Source organism: Flavobacterium aquicola, from assembly GCF_003385115.1.
Lineage (GTDB): Bacteria > Bacteroidota > Bacteroidia > Flavobacteriales > Flavobacteriaceae > Flavobacterium > Flavobacterium aquicola.
Genome location: NZ_QUNI01000015.1, coordinates 104,917 through 121,983 on the forward strand (window position 1 = coordinate 104,917; position 17,067 = coordinate 121,983).

Consider the following 17,067-nt stretch of genomic DNA (forward strand, 5'->3'; position numbering starts at 1 on the left):
ATATGGAATTGCGTCATATCAAATATTTCTTAAAACTAGCCGATGAACTCAGCTTTGTCCGCGCTGCCGAAAAACTATTTATTTCACAGCCGCCATTAAGCCGTCAGATCAAAGAATTGGAAACCGAAATCGGTGCGCAGCTCTTTGAGCGCAATAACAAACGGGTCATTCTCACCGAAGCAGGGAAATTCTACGAAAAAGAAATGCGGGAAGTATTGAAAAACATTGAACGCATCAACATCAAAACCAAAAAAATAAGCGAAAATCAAAGCGGTGAATTTAGGATTGCCTATGTGAGTTCTACTTTTTCGGGAGATATTTCAAAGCTTTTGCAGTTTTTAACTGAGAAATACCCTTTTGTCAACTTTCGGCTTTATGAAGTGCCAACTGTCAAACAGATTGCTGCTTTGGAAGAAGGAAAAATTGACTTAGGAATCATTCGAGCTCCGCTGTATTCATCAAAAATTGATTCTCAGTTATGGTTCAAAGACAGTTTTTCTATTGTATTTAACCGCAATAAATATAGTATTACTACTGAAGAAGAACTCGAAAAGCTGAAAGAAGCGACTTTTGTGTTTTTTAATAAAGATTATGCGCCTTACTTTTATGACGTTTTGCTGCAGATTTGTGCTCAATATGGTTTTGAACCAAAAGTGGTGCATGAATCCAATAATATTTCTTCAATTATCCAATTAGTCAAAAATGGTTTGGGCATTTCGATTGTGCCCACTGCAATTATGAAAAATTATAATTATCCTGAATTGGAATATGTTGAAATCAAAAGAAGATTTCTTTTTACCCATATTTTATTGGCTACGCCAAAAGGAAACCAATCAGAAATTGCTCAGACGGCCATTGAATTTCTGAAAAAAGATACCAGCAATTTATAAAGTCTGTGCTCATTTAAATAAACTTTCTGTACTTTGCAGTTCAATTTCGGCACCATGGAAACAGTTTATATCAAAACACCTTTAGGAATTACAACGATAATCGGCGATGAGAACGGAATCGCCGTAATTTCTGTTTCGAATGAAGGAGAGATTTCAAAGGAAATTCCTGAAATTTTGCAGAATGCAGTTTCCCAGCTTACCGATTATTTCGAAGGGAAAAGAACCAGTTTCGATTTTAAGCTGAATCCAAAAGGAACAGACTTTCAGCAGAAAGTATGGAAAGAATTACTTGAAATACCTTATGGCAAAACACTAAGCTATATGGATTTATCTAAAAAGTTAGGTGATATAAAAGCTATCCGTGCTGTGGCTTCCGCCAATGGGAAAAACCCGCTTTGGATTGTTGTTCCTTGCCACCGAGTTATCGGAACGGATGGCTCACTTACAGGTTATGCTGGCGGATTATGGAGAAAAAAATGGCTTTTGGAGCACGAAAATCCAACGACACAGCAAAGCTTATTTTAGCAAAACAAACACGAATTGCACGAATTTTCACTAATTTAGATTTGTAAAATTGACTAAATTTCGAATTTCAAAAGTTTGTGAAATTCTATTCAAGTTTACTATTCGTGCTAATTCGTGAAATTCGTGTTTAAATAAATTAAAATGATCGAAAAAATAAACCTCAACAATATACTTTTCCTTGACATCGAAACCGTTCCGGAAACTGCCGATTACAGCTCATTGGATGATGAAATGAAAACACTTTGGGAACTCAAAACGCAATACCAGCGAAAAGACGACTTTACTCCCGAAGAATTCTATGACCGTGCCGGAATTTGGGCCGAGTTTGGAAAAATCATCTGTATTTCGGTTGGTTTTTTTGTTGTTAAGGGTGATATTCGGAATTTCAGAGTAACTTCGTTTTTTGGAGAAGAACCAAAACTTCTAAAAGACTTCAATAATCTGCTGAATAATCATTTCAACGGACCACAGCATATTTTGTGCGGTCATAATGCCAAGGAATTTGATATACCATTCTTAGCACGCCGAATGATTATCAATCAGATTCCAATTCCCGACAAGCTGAATTTATTTGGCAAAAAACCTTGGGAGATTCCGCATTTAGATACGTTAGAATTGTGGAAATTTGGCGATTATAAGCATTATACTTCTTTAAAACTAATGTGTAAAGTCCTTGGAATTCCTTCTCCAAAAGGCGATATCGACGGCAGTCAGGTTGGACATGTTTTTTATGTAGAAAAAGACATTGACCGAATAGTCACTTACTGCGAAAAAGACACAATTGCAGTCGCACAAATATTTCTCCGCCTTAGAAGAGAAGATTTATTGATTGAAGAGGAAATTATTCACGTGTAATTTTTGTTTCAAATGACACATCAGGAAATTGCAAATTATCGGCTTGCTTCTCAAAATCTTTTAAAGACAAATTCTAAATCGCCTCAGGAAATAGTACAACATTTAGGCGCTGTACAGGCACAGGATTATGCCATGGCAAAATGGGCTGTTGGTTCACGAGGCGGTGCAACTGAAAAAGAAGTTGAAGAAGCGGTTAATTCAGGCAAAATTATACGAACTCATATTCTTCGTCCGACGTGGCATTTTGTTTCTGCAGATGACATTTACTGGATGCTGGATATTTCAGGACCAAAGGTTAAGTCTCTTTTTGCATCAATGGCCAGACAGCACGGCTATGATGAAAGGAAACTCAATCAGGTTAATTCGGACATCGAAAAACTTCTTTCTGGAAATAATCATTTAACGCGGGACGAAATCATGCAGGAGCTTAACATCAAAAAGTCTTCCGGTGACTTATCACCAGTTATTGTTATGATGAATGCAGAACTGGATGGTTTGGTTTGCAATGGTAAAATGAAAGGCAAAAAAATCACCTATGCCCTGCTTGAAGAACGGGTTCCAAAATCCAAAACAACTCTGACCAAAGAAGAGGCGTTAGCTAAATTAGCGAAGCGGTATTTTGAAAGCCATGGACCGGCAACTTTGCTCGATTTTTCGTGGTGGTCGGGCTTTTCGCCAACTTCGGCTAAGCGGGCGATTAATTTAATTGAATCAGAACTGAATTCGTTTGGAATAGATAATCAGAAATATTGGTTTGGGACGGATGTTTCAGAGGTGGATAACCTTCGCGGAAGCGTACATTTTTTGCCCGCTTTTGATGAAATTTTAATTTCGTATAAAAATCGGGAGGCATCTATTTTATTAGAACATCAAACTAAAGCTTTTACAAATAATGGCATTTTCAAACCCATTATTGTTGAAAACGGAAAAGTCATTGGAGCATGGAAACGAACCTTCAAAAAAGATCATGTAAAAATCGAAACTCAGTTTTTTTCTTCTATTGATAAAAGTAAAAAAAGCATTCTTTTTGAAGCGATCAAACCTTTTGAAGATTATCTGGAAACCAAAATTATTATAGAGTAATCACTTTTATTTTTAGACCCAATTGCAATATACTTTAGTAAGTAATTGTATTTTAATTATTTGCAGAAATAATTATTTTTGACTGAATAGTCAGTCTTAAAATAATCGTGATATTGATCGACAATATTTCATGAGAATGAAATAGTTTAGGAGAAAGGATTTAGCATTTTCGGTATTTTGAACGATATTGCAATTACAATTGATTTATTACATTTACAAAAAATATAAGTTATGGTATTAAGTAGATTCTGGTTAGTTATTTTTATTTCATCGATTGTCTTTGTTGTTGTCAGTTTGTTTACTGCCAATACGTATACCATAGATTATGTTTTGAACGGAAAAAAAGACGATCCTGTTCTGATTTCTGAAAAATATATTGAACAGGTTCCTGCTTTTATCAAAGACAGTATCAAGAAATCGGAGGATCAGACGATGATTATTAATCGTGATACGCTGAATGCTGATACTACTTACGTTTATAAAAACAAAACCGTAAAAATTTTCAGCGGTGTTCAAAAATCAGATGGTTTACTGCCAACATGTAAGAGTACTTTACTTGATTTGATTCTGCCGCTTATTGCATATCTGGCCTTCTTCTGCGGACTGATGGAACTTTTAATCATTTCCGGCGCTTCTGGGAAACTGGCAAAATTATTGAGTCCGGTGTTTGTAAAAGTATTTCCAAGTATACCAAAAGATCATCCGTCTATTTCCTATATGACTTTGAATTTTGCTGCTAATTTTCTAGGATTAGACTCTGCAGCCACGCCTTTTGGATTAAAAGCGATGGAAAGTCTGCAGGAAATAAATCCCGAAAAAGACCGTGCGAGTGATGCCCAGATTATGTTTATGTGCCTGCACGCTTCGGGATTGACATTGATTGCAACTTCAATTATTGGCTACCGCGCTGCTGCAAATGCAACAAACCCTGCCGATGTTATGCTGCCATGCATTATCACTTCGTTTATAGGTACGATTGCCGCTTTCCTTATCGTTGGAATCAAACAGAAAATTAATTTCAAAAGCGCTTCTTTGGTTGTAGTACTAATGGGATTAATCGCTGCAATTGTAGGTTTGTTAATGTATGTAAACCACTTGGATTTAATTGGTAAAAACTACTTTACCTCTAATCTTTCGGCATTGATATTAGTTGGGATTATTGCCTTTACTTTGGTATTTTCATTTATAAAAGAGAAGAAATTTACAGAAGCCAAAACCACCGTTTTTGAAGCTTTTGTTTCAGGAGCGAACAATGGAATCAAAACCGGAGTTACTATTTTTCCTTATGTTTTAGGAATGTTAGTAGCGATTTCGCTTTTTAGAAACAGCGGTTTGTTTGAAATTATCAGTAACTGGATTGCTTTTGCTTTTTCGAATATGGGCGTAAGTAAAGAAATTACCGATGCTTTACCCGTAGCTTTGCTTAGACCGTTTAGTTCTGCGGGATCAAGAGGATTTTTGATCGATTCCATGAACACTTTTGGCGCCGATTCCATGACAGGGAGACTAAGCAGTATTTTTCAGTGCAGTGCTGAGAGTACTTTTTATGTGATTGCGGTTTACTTCGGATCTGTGAATATCAAAAATACCCGTTACGCTTTGGGAACTATGCTTTTAGTGGATGTGATTTGTGTGATTACGGCAATTTTTGTGGCTAGCTGGTTTTTTTAAATTATTTATATATGAGAAATGTTTTAATATTTATTTCGTTATTTTTTTTAAACACTATTTTTTCACAGAACACACCCGTATTAACTAATGTTAATAATGGAAAATTATATCATAATGAAAACGGAGAAAAAATATTTTTAGCTACTGAAGTTGATGTGAAAGCAGAATATAAAGGTGGTATTAATGGTTTAGCAAAAGAAGTTGGGAAAAAATTTAATGTCCCCGATTTTAACGACAAAAAAATACATAAAATCTATTTAAGCTTTATTGTGGAAACTGATGGTAGTATAAGTGATATTATTGGCATTACTGCGGATGAAGAAAAATTAATAACGGAAGGTATTAGAGTTTTTAAATTATTACCAAACAAATGGATTCCTGCTCAAAAAGATGGAAAATCAGTTAGGATGCAGTACGTTTTTCCAATAAGTCTTTCAAGTAGCTAGTGATTTACCTGTGAATGACAGATTACCGATGTTTTTTATTGGCTTTTGGTACTTTTAGTTTTGCTCAAACCAAGTCAAAATTGACTAAGAAAGAGAGTAAAGTAAAGACACCCTCGACGGAAAATTCGATGCCAGTATCTTGATTGTCAATAACAAAGGTTTTCTACCGATTCCTTTATCATTTTTAGCCACAAATGGAATCGATAAAAAGCATAATATTTATTTTTAAAAAAATTAAAAGCGAAAATAAAAGTCTTCAAATAATTATAACAATAATTTTTAGGAGTTTTAATTTATTTTTCATTCTTTTGACCGCTTTACAAATCATTAAATAATTTACAAAATGTCAAAATACACAAAATACATCGCCATCGGCTTACTTATCTTATTCTTAGTTACTAGTTTATTAGCTTAATTTTTTTAAAAAACCCCATACATTCTACTATGAAATATTCGATTTTAGCTCTCGCAGCTGTTCTTTTTATGTCTTGTAATGATAAGAAAAAAGAAGAAACTATAACACCAGAAACTACTACTAATGCTGTTTCTAATAATGAAGCAGAAATTAAAAAATACATTGCAGACAATCATTTAAATGCAAAACGCTCTGAATCGGGTCTGTATTATGTGATTGAAGAAGCAGGAACAGGAAAACAGCCAACAGCCGATTCTGAAGTTACTGTTGCATACAAAGGTTATTTTACCAATAAAGCAGTCTTTGATCAAAGTGATGAGAAAGGTATTTCCTTTCCTTTACGGAATGTAGTTCCAGGCTGGACAGAAGGAATTCAGTATTTCAAGGAAGGCGGTAAAGGAATTTTATTGATTCCTTCCGATTTAGGATACGGTCCAGAAACACAAGGGCCAATTCCTGGCGGATCAGTTTTGATTTTTGATATCAAATTAAATGCGGTTAAGTAATCCAAAAAAATAAAAACAAGCTACATGACCTAATTGGAAGTGTAGCTTTTTTAGTTTTTAAATCTTTGTAATAATTTAAGACAATTTTTAAAATCATCATTAATAATAAAATTTTAAAATCTATATATGAAATATTCATTCCTTGCCATTTTAGCGATTTTCTTCTTGTCCTGCAACAATGATCCTGAAGAGAAAAAAGATTATAGTGCTCAGAATGAAGCTGAAATACAAGCTTACGTTGCCGAAAATCATTTAGATGCAAAAAGAACAAGCTCTGGCTTATATTATGTAATAAATGAAGCAGGCACAGGAAAACAGCCCACAGCAGCTTCAAATGTGACAGTGTCCTACAAAGGTTATTATACCAACAAAAAAGCTTTAGATCAAAGTACTGATGCTGGAGTTACTTTTAATTTACAACAAGTTATAAAAGGCTGGACTGAAGGAATTCCTTTCTTTAAGGAAGGCGGCAGCGGTATACTGCTGATTCCAGCTCATTTGGCTTATGGTAGTGATGATTATAAAGGTGTTCCAGCAGGTTCTGTATTAATTTTTGAAATTAAACTGCTTGCGGTCGAACATAGTGCTATAAATGATGCCGCAATTGTAAAATATATTGCAGACAATAACCTAAATGCAACAAAAACAGCTTCTGGTCTTTATTATGTAATTGATGAGGAGGGAACAGGTAAACAGCCTGCATCAACTGCAAATGTCACAGTTGCTTACAAAGGCTACTATACAAACAAAACTCTTTTTGATCAAGGCAGTACTACGGGAGTTTCATTTAATCTGCAGGGAGTTATAAAAGGATGGACAGAAGGAATTCCGTATTTTAAAGAAGGCGGCAGCGGTAAACTCCTAGTACCTTCTGCTTTGGGTTATGGAAGCTACGATTATAGAGGCATTCCAGGCGGATCTGTTTTGATTTTTGATGTTAAGCTAATTTCAGTTAATTAATAAATCCATGAAAACACATCGCATTATTATCTTATTGCTTTTGATATTAGGGCAACAGGCACAATCGCAGCAAACAGAATTATGGAACAATAAAAAATGTGCCGTTGTGCTTACGTATGATGATGCACTCAATGTAAATTTGGACATTGTAATTCCAGCTCTAGATTCATTGGGTCTTAAAGGAACATTTTATTTAATTGGAGAATCCCCTGCAGTAAGCAAAAGAATTCCAGAATGGAGAACAACAGCTCAGAAGGGTCATGAATTAGGTAATCATTCCTTAATGCATCCGTGTGATGCTACTTTCCCAGGGAGATCTTGGGTTGGTCCTGATAAAGCTCTGGATAAATACACAGTATCAAGAGCTGTAAACGAGATCAGAGTTACCAATACCCTTTTACAGGCCATTGACGGTAAAACAGAACGAACTTTTGCATTTCCATGCGGAGACACTAAAATTGGATCGGTTAATTTCTATGATGATTTAAAAAATGATTTTGTTGGAGCGCGAGGCGTACAGCAAAACTTTCAGCATATAAAAGATGTTAATCTAAATGATATCAATTGTTTTTATATCGATGGTCATTCTGGAGAGTATATGATTGATTTGGTTAAAAAAGCAATTGAATCTCATACTTTACTGGTGTTTTTATTTCATGGCGTCGGCGGAGAACATGCTATCAATGTTTCGGCTAAGGCACATAAAGAATTACTGCAGTTTATGAAGCTGCATGAAAAGCAAATCTGGAATGCTCCGATGGTCGATGTTGCCAAGTTTATCAAGAAAAATCAAAAGTCTTAATTTGGTTTAGTTTATCCAGATTCATAAATGATATTAAAGCCTCGCATTATGTGAGGCTTTTTGATTTTAGAATAATAACAAAGAAGCAAAATCTTTCTCTTTAGCCCTGATCGAAGTGGAAATCCTTTTTGTTTTTTCTTTAAAAACAAAAAGATTGAAACGCAGAGCAGGACACATATAACCAAAAATGCCCAATTTTTCTGCTACTGAAATACATTTTAAACCTCAAATTTTTAATAATTTCTTCAAGGAACGTGATATAAATCAGTTATGATTCTTTGAACAATTCTTATATTTGGCAATCTTTAAAAAAAAACAAACTATGGACTTTATATATCAGGATCCTTATCCTATTTTAAAAGACGACACACAATACCGCAAAATCACTTCTGATTTTGTTAAAGTTGAACAATTAGGAGAACGTGAAATTCTTACGGTTGATCCGAAAGGATTGGAATTATTGGCTCAGGAAGCATTGAAAGATGTTTCATTTATGCTTCGTACTTCGCATTTGGAGAAATTAAAAGCGATTCTTGATGACCCAGAAGCGACAGACAACGACCGTTTTGTGGCTTATAATTTATTGCAGAATGCGGTTGTAGCCATCGACGGCGAATTACCTTCATGCCAGGACACCGGAACAGCCATTGTAATGGCCAAAAAAGGCGAAAATGTATATACGGGAGCCGATGATGCTGAATGGCTTTCTAAAGGGATTTTTAACACGTATCAGGAGAGAAATCTCCGTTATTCTCAGATTGTTCCTATCACAATGTTTGAAGAGAAAAATTCGGGATCGAATCTTCCAGCGCAGATTGATATTTATGCTAAAAAAGGAGCTTCGTATGAGTTTTTGTTTTTGGCAAAAGGAGGAGGATCGGCCAATAAAACGTATTTGTACCAGCAGACAAAATCATTATTGAACGAGAAATCACTTGATGCTTTTATTCGTGCCAAAATAATGGATTTGGGAACTTCGGCTTGTCCGCCATATCACTTGGCTTTAGTGATTGGGGGAACTTCTGCGGAATCGAATTTAGCTGCAGTGAAAAAAGCATCTGCAGGTTATTTTGATAATTTGCCAACTTCAGGAAATATGGCTGGTCAGGCTTTCCGTGATTTGGAATGGGAAAAAAGAGTACAGTTAATCTGTCAGCAAAGTGCTATCGGAGCACAGTTTGGCGGAAAATATTTTACACATGACGTTCGTGTGATCCGTCTGCCTCGCCACGCTGCTTCTTGTCCGGTTGGATTGGGAGTTTCTTGTTCTGCCGATAGAAATATCAAAGGTAAAATTACCAAAGAAGGTATTTTTGTAGAGCAATTGGAGGTAAATCCAAAACGTTTACTGCCAGAAACACCACCGCATTTGGAAGAAGCTGTTGAAATTGATTTGAATCAGCCAATGGCAGAGATTCTTAAAAAACTATCACAATACCCGATAAAAACCCGTTTGAAATTAAACGGAACTTTGATTGTTGCCCGTGATATTGCTCACGCAAAAATCAAAGAATTACTAGATGCAGGAAAACCAATGCCGGAATACTTCAAAAATCACCCAGTCTATTATGCAGGCCCAGCAAAAACACCGGAAGGAATGGCTTCGGGAAGTTTTGGACCAACAACTGCGGGACGTATGGATGTGTATGTAGAAGAGTTCCAAAAGAACGGCGGAAGCATGGTTATGCTTGCCAAAGGAAACAGAACGAAAGACGTGATGAATGCCTGCAAAACCTACGGCGGATTCTATTTGGGTTCTATCGGAGGGCCGGCAGCGATCTTAGCCAAAGAAAACATTCTTTCGGTAGAAGTTGTTGATTTCGAAGAATTAGGAATGGAAGCTGTTCGTAAAATCACTATCAAAGATTTTCCTGCTTTTATTATCACTGATGATAAAGGAAATGATTTCTTTTCGAATCTGTAATTTGGTTTAACCGCAAAGAACGCAAAGTTTTACACAAGGTTAACAAAGATATTTTACCGCAAATTCGCAAATTATAAAATCCTTTTTGGGTTTAAAATTTGCGAATTTGCGGTTTTATTTTTTTTACAGATTGATCACAAAAGTTATACTGAAAAAGACCGTCAGGCGTGGCGGTCTTTTCTATTTCAAATCCAAACTACTTTTGTACATTTGATTTAGAACACTTTAAAATCAAAAATGACAACAGACATTATCGAACTAAACAACTTTATTGTACTGATTGAACAGTCAGACACCAAAAAGACTTTTGTACAGAAATGTGAAATAGACGGAGATGCTGTTGGTTTTGCTTTCTATGGTTCGGGCAATGTGGAGCTGGAAATAAAACACAATAACCAAACAAAATATTTAACAAACACGACTGGTCTGGCTATTTCTTTTTTTGGAAACCAAAAAGTAGAATTTGCACACAAAATAGCACCCGATAAACCTTTGCAGTCCATCAGCATTTTTACGAAACTGAAAAACCTGCATACTTTATCACAGGTCGAAAAAGAAATTTTCGAAAAGCAACTGCCTGACCTGTTAAATCCAAAAGAAAATTTTGTAAAAGGCCCAACCTTTTTTATGACTTTGGATATGCAATTGGCCGTTCAAAAAATATTCAACACCACATATTCTGGCAATACAAGGCTTTTGTTTTTAAAAAGTCAGGTTAATGAACTGCTGGCTCACTATTTTGCACTTTTGTCAAGTGATAAAAAAAATGAGCTTACGGAAAAAGACAAAGAGAAACTTTTTCAGGCAAAAGAAATTGTGAGTACCAATTACTCAAAACCCCCTACTCTTTCAGAATTGTCAAAACTGATAGGGCTTAACAGCAATAAATTAAAAAAGAACTTCAAAGAATTGTTCGGTATTCCTGTTTATAAGTACATTCATGAAGAGCGGTTAAACAAAGCGTATGAGCTATTGTGCAACCACGAAAAAACTGTTCAGGAAGCTGCTTGGGAAGTAGGTTATGAAAGTCTAAGCTCGTTTTCGAATGCGTTTCAGAAAAAATTTGGAACAAGACCGAATGAAGTAAAGAAACAATTCCTTTCAAACAATTCTTAATTCCTTTTCGACAAATGATTTAATGATGACCGATGCATCTTTGTATCATCATTAATTAAAAAATCATTTATCATGGAATCAAAAAAAATCTTAATCCTTGGCGGAAATGGAAAAACCGGCAGAAGAGTTGCAGAATTATTAAACAACGTAAATAACGTTACCGTACAATTAGCTTCTCGAAGCGCAAACCCATCTTTTGACTGGGAAAAACCCGAAACGTGGTTAGATGTAATAAAAGGCAACGATACCGTATATATTACTTTTCAGCCTGACTTGGCAATTCCTACAGCTCCTGAAACCATTCGTCAATTTACAGAACTTGCAACACAAAATGGTATTCAAAAAATGGTGCTTCTTTCGGGAAGAGGAGAAAAAGAAGCTCAGGTTTGCGAAGAAATCGTAAAATCAACAGCGCAGAAATGGACAATTGTACGAGCGAGCTGGTTTAATCAAAATTTTAGCGAAAGCATCTTTTTGGAACCTATTTTGGCTGGTTTTGTAGCTTTGCCTAAAGCAGAAGTTTTAGAACCGTTTACCGATGCCGATGACATCGCAGCTGTTGTTGCTGAAGCGCTCCTGAACGAAAAACACAACGGAAAAACCTATGAACTTACAGGACCGCGTCTGCTGAATTTTGAACAGGCTGTTACTGAAATTGCCGGAATTACGGGCAGAGAAATTGTTTTCCAATCACTTTCTTTGGAACAATATATCGATATGCTCCGCCAATATCAAGTGCCTGAAGATGTAATCTGGCTGGTAAATTATTTGTTTTCCGAAGTTTTGGATGGACGAAATTCAAGTGTCACTAATGATATCGAAAAAGTCTTGGGACGAAAAGCTACTGATTTTATCGACTATGCACTAAAAACTGCTCAAACAGGAATTTGGAACGAAATAAACCAGCTGTCATGAATTGGGGAAGAGCTATATTTTCGGGCGTGATCGCTTGGCTTTGTGTCGTTATAACTTTTTATATTTTAGAGCATATTCCTTTGATTCAAAAATCTTCACTTGTACTGGCAGTCATTGCAGCTTTTACAATTGTATTCTATGCATGGATTGCGGCAGTGATTTATTATAAAAAAGCAGTAAAAGAATCAGGCCTGCAGGTAGGAATCGTAATTACGGTCACAGCATTGATTTTAGATGTTCTCATAACTGTTCCTTTTATCGAAATCCCAAAAGGAAGCAGCTATCAACAGTTTTTTAGTAATCCTTTATTATGGATATTGGCAGTTATCAACGTGATTACCGTGTTTGTGTATTGGAAACTGAATTTCGATAGCAGACCAAACTAAAATTAGAAAAATATAATCAGATCTGTGAATAAAGATTGGATTTTCGAGTTTTAAACAAATAAAATGCTGAATAATACAAAAAGGCTATTGATATCTTTAATACCAATAGCCTTTTGTATAGTTTTAAAACTTACTATTAGATAAAACCTACTAAAGTCTGCCTGCAATATCTTTTTTATATTTATTTAGAAGAGCTTTTGTCATCCCTAAATTTGCTTTAGAAGAATCTACTGCTAAATAGATAAAATACTCATTATTGTCTGAAACATCAATGATGTGTATTTGATTACTCAAAGTAATCATAATATCATCAATACTCTCATTTAATCCCAATGCACTAATTGCATTTAACTTAGCTTTTACTACTTCTAGATTGAAAGCAGAAGCCAATTCTGGATCAAATCCAGCTAGCGCAGAATCACTATAGTACGAAATTCCGCTTTTAATTTCAGATATAGCAACAGCAATGAATCCAGGAACATTTTTCTTAATTTCTTCTCCGAATTTTTTTAAAAAATCTGACATCTTCGTTGTGTTTTAAAATTTATATATTTTTTACAAAAATATTCATGAAGGCGCCATTCTTCTATTAACTTCATTTCTTTTTCTGAACTATTATGTCTAATTTTGAACTAATCATACACTTATCTATGTTTCAGCATCCAGAAATAAAAATCAAACAAATAAGAGAACTAAAAAACTTGACTCAAGAACACATATCAAATGAATTAGGGTTGTCCGTAAGAGCCTATTCTAAGATTGAATCAGGCGAAACACAGTTAACAATTAATAGGCTAAAGCAAATAAGTGCGATTTTAGAAATAGATCCTATTGAGATATTAGGTTTTAATGTTAAAAATATTTTTAACATTAATAATTCAGAAGGAAATAGTAATTATATTAACTATTCAGATAAACTAATTGAACAATATGAAGAAACTATTGAGTCTTTAAAAGAACAGATTTCTCTACTAAAACTTTTAATGAATAAATAAAGACACAATATAATTTTTTGAAAAACTTTCAATATAAATTTTAGGCTCTTTAACCTAAATGACTCTTTTTAGAATTCTATCTGAATTTATTTCTTGTTCATGCAATCTAAGTAAAAAGAACGCTTTCTCTTCAAAAATTTAATTTTGAAATATTTTATATAGAATTATTCTCCAATTATAATCTTTTATAATTGCACAAAAAACAAAAGAGATTATTTTAAAATTTCATAAAACATCTTAGTTGACCAGCGGGTGTAAATGCCTTATTTTGAACTTCCGGCAAAAAAAGACTGCACAATTTTGTTTTTTATCATTTCCTTTTCTTTCTTAACTATAAACACTAAACGGTAAGATAAAATAAAACCAATAAGGCCTAAAACAAACAAGAAAATCCAGTTGGCTTTATAACCAAATTTTTCAATAATTTCCATACCCGTTTTAGTACTTACGATCTGAGCTACACTATAACTCATAGTAAAAACAGACATAAATTTACCTTCCTGTTTTTTAAGGGATCGCTTTTTAACAAATGAATTGGCAAAAGGGAATGTGAGCATTATTCCAGCTGTCATCAATATCATCATAATAATTAAGCTGAAAATATTATTTTCAATCAATAAAAATAAATACCCGATAGACATCGATAAAACACCATAAGATACCATCAAAAGCTTGCTTATATTTCTGGATTCAATGTATTTTACAATTGGCAATTCAAAAATCAAAATTAAAACCCCATTTAAAGCCAAAAACAAACCTCCCTGGAGACTAGAAAAATGAAAGACTTCTTTATAATAAATAGATAAGGTTGTAAAAATCTGAAAGAATAAAACTCCCGTTATCATCGTAACCAAAAGATGGATTAAAAAAGGTTTATCGTCAAAAACCGAAGTAGTTTCTTTTAAGTGCTTAAAGATTTTTAATTTATAAGGCAATTTCTTTTCCTTGACATATATGGAGAATAAAGCTATACTCAAAATACAGGTTAATCCATCTATGTAAAACAGAAAACTGTAATCTAAAGCTGTAATTATAATACCTCCGATAAGGGGACCAAACATAAATCCTAAATTAACAGCCGATCGTACTAAAGATAAGGCCCGGGTTCTATCTGCTTTGAGAGCATAAGTATCCAGTGATACTAACATCGCTGGCCTGTACATATCTGCAACTGTTGTTAAAAGCAAAACACCAAAACAAAAACTATAAAAAGTAGTCAGAAACTGCAATAAAATAAAAAGAATTCCGGTTGTAAATAAACTAAAAATCATCACCTTGTAAAAACCAATTTTATCAGATAATTTACCACTTAACCAAGTACCCATAAAAGAACCAATTCCGTAAAAAACCATCACCCAGCCAATTTGGCCGTACGTAAAATGAAGTTCTTCTAACATATATTTAGACAGAAAAGGCACTACCATGGCACCGCATCTATTGATAAAAGTAGTAATGGCTAAAATTTTGACCTCGACAGAAAACTCGCTAAAATGCTGAAAATAATTTTTAAATAGTTTTTTTATCATTTTATTTTTAATTTTTTAAAATGTAATACTCTTTTGATTTTATATTAAAAGGCTGTATTATCCATTTAATTTCATTTCGTAATAATAATAATTTGCAATAAAATTCATCCGATTGAAACCAAAACCTTCATAAAGCTGCTGTGCTGGATAATTTTCAGTATCCGTATTTAATGAAATATGATCAACTTTGGTTTTTCTCGCATAGTCAATACATTTTAGCATAATTTGTTTTCCTATCTGTTTCCTTCTAAACTCAGGTTTAACATATAGATACGAGATATGCCAATTGTAGCGTACTAATGAAAGCACATTTACTTTGTGATACAAAACCATGAAAGCAATAGGACGGCCATTATCTTTTTTGACAAAAATCTTAGCCTTGTTTCTATCTAATTTATTCTTTAAAAATGATATCGCATTTTCTAAATCAAGCAGCTGTTCATCTATTAATTTAGATTCATAAATTATGTCAACTACCAAATGAAAATCGTTTGATTTAATCTCTTCGATTTCATCTATACCCATATAAAAATATTGGTTATCAAACTCCATTGTTTTTATTTATCCGCAACTTAATTACAACAATACTGTAATCTATACTTTGTATTTAAAACAGAAAATACCGTTTCAAAAAAAATAGAAAAAAAGCATAAATTACTTATAAGCTGTATGCAGTTACATACAGCTAAGCTATATTTAATAAAGCCAATCAAAATAATCTGACTGACTTTATTAAATGCTAATGATTATTAAAATCAGCAGCAAATCATATAACATTGCGAATTAATTTTGAAATTTCAAATAAGATTTGGGGAAAGAAAACTTTACAGTTTTCCAGAAATTTCTTTTTTGTATTTGTTCAAAAGAGCTTTAGTCATTCCTAAATTAGCTTTAGAAGAATCAACAGCCAAATAAATAAAATATTCATTGTTATCTGAAATATCAATAATATGTATTTGATTCGTTAGCGTAATCAGAATATCGTCAATAGATTCATTTAACCCTAAAGCACTAATTGCATTTAATTTAGCTTTTACTACTTCAAGATTGAATGCCGACGCTAATTCAGGATCAAAACTTGCAATTGCTGAATCACTATAATAGGATATACCGCTTTTAATTTCGGATACTGCGACCGCTATGTATCCAGGGATGTTGTTTTTTACTTCTTCTCCAAATTGTTTCAAAAAATCTGACATGGTATTTGTTTTATGTTATTTCACAAAATTACGTTATAGATGTTATAAAATTTGTATATACAACTAAACAAACACATTAAACAGATGTTAAATAAAATAATGACACTTAATTTGTTAATTAATACCTATATACAGTACAAATACTGGAAAAAATTGTATTTTTTACATTTAAAATATAATTATATAAAATGAATTCCTTTAAAAAACCACTCAAGAAATTAGACTATCCAGCTCATAAGAAATATAGAGGCATCTTGTTTAACTACAGAAAGACTAATTTATAAAATTACAACACAATATTGTTATAATTTTCTACTTCAAATCAATTTTAAGAGCTTCTTTCTGTGATTGATAATTTTCATAATAACAGATAGATAAACACGACTGAACAGGAAACATCAGAGTTTCGAAACCACATGTGTCATCACAATTTTTAGAAACTAAATAATTGTTTTCAATAATATCTACTAATGTTAGTAAAGGCGAGTAAAAAGTAATACCTATTTTATGTTTGGATTGGTCCGTAATATCTGTGTTAATGATATCCAATTGATAGTTAGAAAACGGAAAATAATTATTTCCCAATACATCAGTAATACGATAAAGATTCCCCTTTAACTGCGTTACGTAGCCATTGGCAGCAATACCAACCAAGTAATGCACCTGAGAAGCTTTTTCGTTTTCAGACAATAATTCTCTAAAAGTATTTTTGGGATTTTCCTTCGAATTGAACTGCTGATGCTGCATCAAATATTCTTTGTATGTATCCTCCCAAACATATTGGTCCCAAAGAGATGTGAATTTACTATCGATAATTATTCTATAAGCAAGTCGTATTTTGGCTTTATACATA

At 33.6% G+C, this 17,067-nt stretch carries 19 protein-coding genes; 14 read left to right on the top strand and 5 right to left on the bottom strand.

The genetic code is table 11. From position 1 onward, the window contains the following. The first annotated feature begins 2 nt into the window (after positions 1–2). The 13 genes from C8P67_RS19555 (at position 3) to C8P67_RS19615 (ending at position 12,494) form a co-directional block, all read left to right on the top strand. Positions 3–890 carry a LysR family transcriptional regulator gene (locus tag C8P67_RS19555; protein ID WP_115814870.1) on the top strand — a complete coding sequence of 296 codons (888 nt, stop codon included), beginning with the start codon at positions 3–5 and terminating at the stop codon, positions 888–890. 54 nt (positions 891–944) lie between these two features. Next, entirely contained in the window at positions 945–1,415 is a 471-nt protein-coding gene (locus C8P67_RS19560; RefSeq protein ID WP_115814871.1) for a methylated-DNA--[protein]-cysteine S-methyltransferase, read from the top strand. 141 nt (positions 1,416–1,556) lie between these two features. Continuing rightward, positions 1,557–2,270: a 3'-5' exonuclease gene (locus C8P67_RS19565; protein ID WP_115814872.1), complete on the top strand. Its 714-nt coding sequence runs from the start codon at positions 1,557–1,559 to the stop codon at positions 2,268–2,270. Between the two features lie 12 nt (positions 2,271–2,282). Continuing rightward, positions 2,283–3,353, top strand: a complete 1,071-nt coding sequence (locus C8P67_RS19570; protein ID WP_115814873.1) for a winged helix DNA-binding domain-containing protein — start codon at positions 2,283–2,285, stop codon at positions 3,351–3,353. A 231-nt stretch (positions 3,354–3,584) separates the two neighbouring features. Next, entirely contained in the window at positions 3,585–5,024 is a 1,440-nt protein-coding gene (locus C8P67_RS19575) for a nucleoside recognition domain-containing protein (RefSeq protein WP_115814874.1), read from the top strand. A gap of 11 nt (positions 5,025–5,035) precedes the next feature. Then, positions 5,036–5,470: a hypothetical protein gene (locus tag C8P67_RS19580; protein WP_115814875.1), complete on the top strand. Its 435-nt coding sequence runs from the start codon at positions 5,036–5,038 to the stop codon at positions 5,468–5,470. Between the two features lie 444 nt (positions 5,471–5,914). After that, complete coding sequence (locus tag C8P67_RS19585; protein WP_115814876.1) at positions 5,915–6,391, top strand: FKBP-type peptidyl-prolyl cis-trans isomerase; 477 nt, start codon at positions 5,915–5,917, stop codon at positions 6,389–6,391. Positions 6,392–6,517: 126 nt separating this feature from the next. Next, the gene (locus tag C8P67_RS22455) at positions 6,518–7,351 is read left to right on the top strand and encodes an FKBP-type peptidyl-prolyl cis-trans isomerase (RefSeq protein ID WP_115814877.1); all 834 of its coding nucleotides are present in this window, start codon (positions 6,518–6,520) and stop codon (positions 7,349–7,351) included. Between the two features lie 7 nt (positions 7,352–7,358). Beyond that, on the top strand, positions 7,359–8,153 hold the full coding sequence (locus tag C8P67_RS19595; protein WP_115814878.1) for a polysaccharide deacetylase family protein: 795 nt from the start codon (positions 7,359–7,361) through the stop codon (positions 8,151–8,153). A 322-nt stretch (positions 8,154–8,475) separates the two neighbouring features. Next, complete coding sequence (locus tag C8P67_RS19600; RefSeq protein ID WP_115814901.1) at positions 8,476–10,077, top strand: fumarate hydratase; 1,602 nt, start codon at positions 8,476–8,478, stop codon at positions 10,075–10,077. Between the two features lie 237 nt (positions 10,078–10,314). After that, a complete protein-coding gene (locus C8P67_RS19605; RefSeq protein WP_115814879.1) occupies positions 10,315–11,193 on the top strand; it encodes a helix-turn-helix domain-containing protein in 879 nt (292 codons plus the stop codon). Between the two features lie 72 nt (positions 11,194–11,265). Next, positions 11,266–12,108, top strand: a complete 843-nt coding sequence (locus tag C8P67_RS19610; protein ID WP_115814880.1) for a Rossmann-fold NAD(P)-binding domain-containing protein — start codon at positions 11,266–11,268, stop codon at positions 12,106–12,108. Continuing rightward, positions 12,105–12,494: a DUF5367 family protein gene (locus tag C8P67_RS19615; protein ID WP_115814881.1), complete on the top strand. Its 390-nt coding sequence runs from the start codon at positions 12,105–12,107 to the stop codon at positions 12,492–12,494. The genes C8P67_RS19610 and C8P67_RS19615 overlap by 4 nt, the downstream gene beginning before the upstream one ends. Positions 12,495–12,644: 150 nt before the next feature. Here the strand turns inward: C8P67_RS19615 and C8P67_RS19620 are convergent, their stop codons facing one another. Beyond that, positions 12,645–13,019 carry a hypothetical protein gene (locus C8P67_RS19620; protein ID WP_115814882.1) on the bottom strand — a complete coding sequence of 125 codons (375 nt, stop codon included), beginning with the start codon at positions 13,017–13,019 and terminating at the stop codon, positions 12,645–12,647. 92 nt (positions 13,020–13,111) lie between these two features. Here C8P67_RS19620 and C8P67_RS19625 point away from each other — a divergent pair, with 92 nt between their 5' ends. Beyond that, positions 13,112–13,489 carry a helix-turn-helix domain-containing protein gene (locus tag C8P67_RS19625; protein ID WP_245980521.1) on the top strand — a complete coding sequence of 126 codons (378 nt, stop codon included), beginning with the start codon at positions 13,112–13,114 and terminating at the stop codon, positions 13,487–13,489. 263 nt (positions 13,490–13,752) lie between these two features. Here C8P67_RS19625 and C8P67_RS19630 read toward each other — a convergent pair whose 3' ends face one another. The 4 genes from C8P67_RS19630 to C8P67_RS19645 all read right to left on the bottom strand — a co-directional run bounded on the left by C8P67_RS19630 (position 13,753) and on the right by C8P67_RS19645 (position 17,066). Then, complete coding sequence (locus tag C8P67_RS19630) at positions 13,753–15,015, bottom strand: MFS transporter (RefSeq protein ID WP_115814884.1); 1,263 nt, start codon at positions 15,013–15,015, stop codon at positions 13,753–13,755. Between the two features lie 57 nt (positions 15,016–15,072). Continuing rightward, positions 15,073–15,567, bottom strand: a complete 495-nt coding sequence (locus C8P67_RS19635; RefSeq protein ID WP_245980523.1) for a GNAT family N-acetyltransferase — start codon at positions 15,565–15,567, stop codon at positions 15,073–15,075. A gap of 272 nt (positions 15,568–15,839) precedes the next feature. After that, positions 15,840–16,214, bottom strand: coding sequence for a hypothetical protein (locus C8P67_RS19640; RefSeq protein ID WP_115814886.1), 375 nt, complete (start codon positions 16,212–16,214; stop codon positions 15,840–15,842). Between the two features lie 312 nt (positions 16,215–16,526). Next, positions 16,527–17,066 (bottom strand): hypothetical protein, encoded by a 540-nt coding sequence (locus C8P67_RS19645; RefSeq protein WP_115814887.1) that lies wholly within the window; start codon positions 17,064–17,066, stop codon positions 16,527–16,529. Position 17,067 lies beyond the last annotated feature (1 nt).

Bases quoted from the DNA above. Each gene is read 5' to 3' on its own strand.
- C8P67_RS19555 (WP_115814870.1), top strand. From the start codon at position 3: ATGGAATTGCGTCATATCAAATATTTCTTAAAACTAGCCGATGAACTC.
- C8P67_RS19560 (WP_115814871.1), top strand. From the start codon at position 945: ATGGAAACAGTTTATATCAAAACACCTTTAGGAATTACAACGATAATC.
- C8P67_RS19565 (WP_115814872.1), top strand. From the start codon at position 1,557: ATGATCGAAAAAATAAACCTCAACAATATACTTTTCCTTGACATCGAA.
- C8P67_RS19570 (WP_115814873.1), top strand. From the start codon at position 2,283: ATGACACATCAGGAAATTGCAAATTATCGGCTTGCTTCTCAAAATCTT.
- C8P67_RS19575 (WP_115814874.1), top strand. From the start codon at position 3,585: ATGGTATTAAGTAGATTCTGGTTAGTTATTTTTATTTCATCGATTGTC.
- C8P67_RS19580 (WP_115814875.1), top strand. From the start codon at position 5,036: ATGAGAAATGTTTTAATATTTATTTCGTTATTTTTTTTAAACACTATT.
- C8P67_RS19585 (WP_115814876.1), top strand. From the start codon at position 5,915: ATGAAATATTCGATTTTAGCTCTCGCAGCTGTTCTTTTTATGTCTTGT.
- C8P67_RS22455 (WP_115814877.1), top strand. From the start codon at position 6,518: ATGAAATATTCATTCCTTGCCATTTTAGCGATTTTCTTCTTGTCCTGC.
- C8P67_RS19595 (WP_115814878.1), top strand. From the start codon at position 7,359: ATGAAAACACATCGCATTATTATCTTATTGCTTTTGATATTAGGGCAA.
- C8P67_RS19600 (WP_115814901.1), top strand. From the start codon at position 8,476: ATGGACTTTATATATCAGGATCCTTATCCTATTTTAAAAGACGACACA.
- C8P67_RS19605 (WP_115814879.1), top strand. From the start codon at position 10,315: ATGACAACAGACATTATCGAACTAAACAACTTTATTGTACTGATTGAA.
- C8P67_RS19610 (WP_115814880.1), top strand. From the start codon at position 11,266: ATGGAATCAAAAAAAATCTTAATCCTTGGCGGAAATGGAAAAACCGGC.
- C8P67_RS19615 (WP_115814881.1), top strand. From the start codon at position 12,105: ATGAATTGGGGAAGAGCTATATTTTCGGGCGTGATCGCTTGGCTTTGT.
- C8P67_RS19620 (WP_115814882.1), bottom strand. From the start codon at position 13,019: ATGTCAGATTTTTTAAAAAAATTCGGAGAAGAAATTAAGAAAAATGTT.
- C8P67_RS19625 (WP_245980521.1), top strand. From the start codon at position 13,112: ATGTCTAATTTTGAACTAATCATACACTTATCTATGTTTCAGCATCCA.
- C8P67_RS19630 (WP_115814884.1), bottom strand. From the start codon at position 15,015: ATGATAAAAAAACTATTTAAAAATTATTTTCAGCATTTTAGCGAGTTT.
- C8P67_RS19635 (WP_245980523.1), bottom strand. From the start codon at position 15,567: ATGGAGTTTGATAACCAATATTTTTATATGGGTATAGATGAAATCGAA.
- C8P67_RS19640 (WP_115814886.1), bottom strand. From the start codon at position 16,214: ATGTCAGATTTTTTGAAACAATTTGGAGAAGAAGTAAAAAACAACATC.
- C8P67_RS19645 (WP_115814887.1), bottom strand. From the start codon at position 17,066: ATGTATAAAGCCAAAATACGACTTGCTTATAGAATAATTATCGATAGT.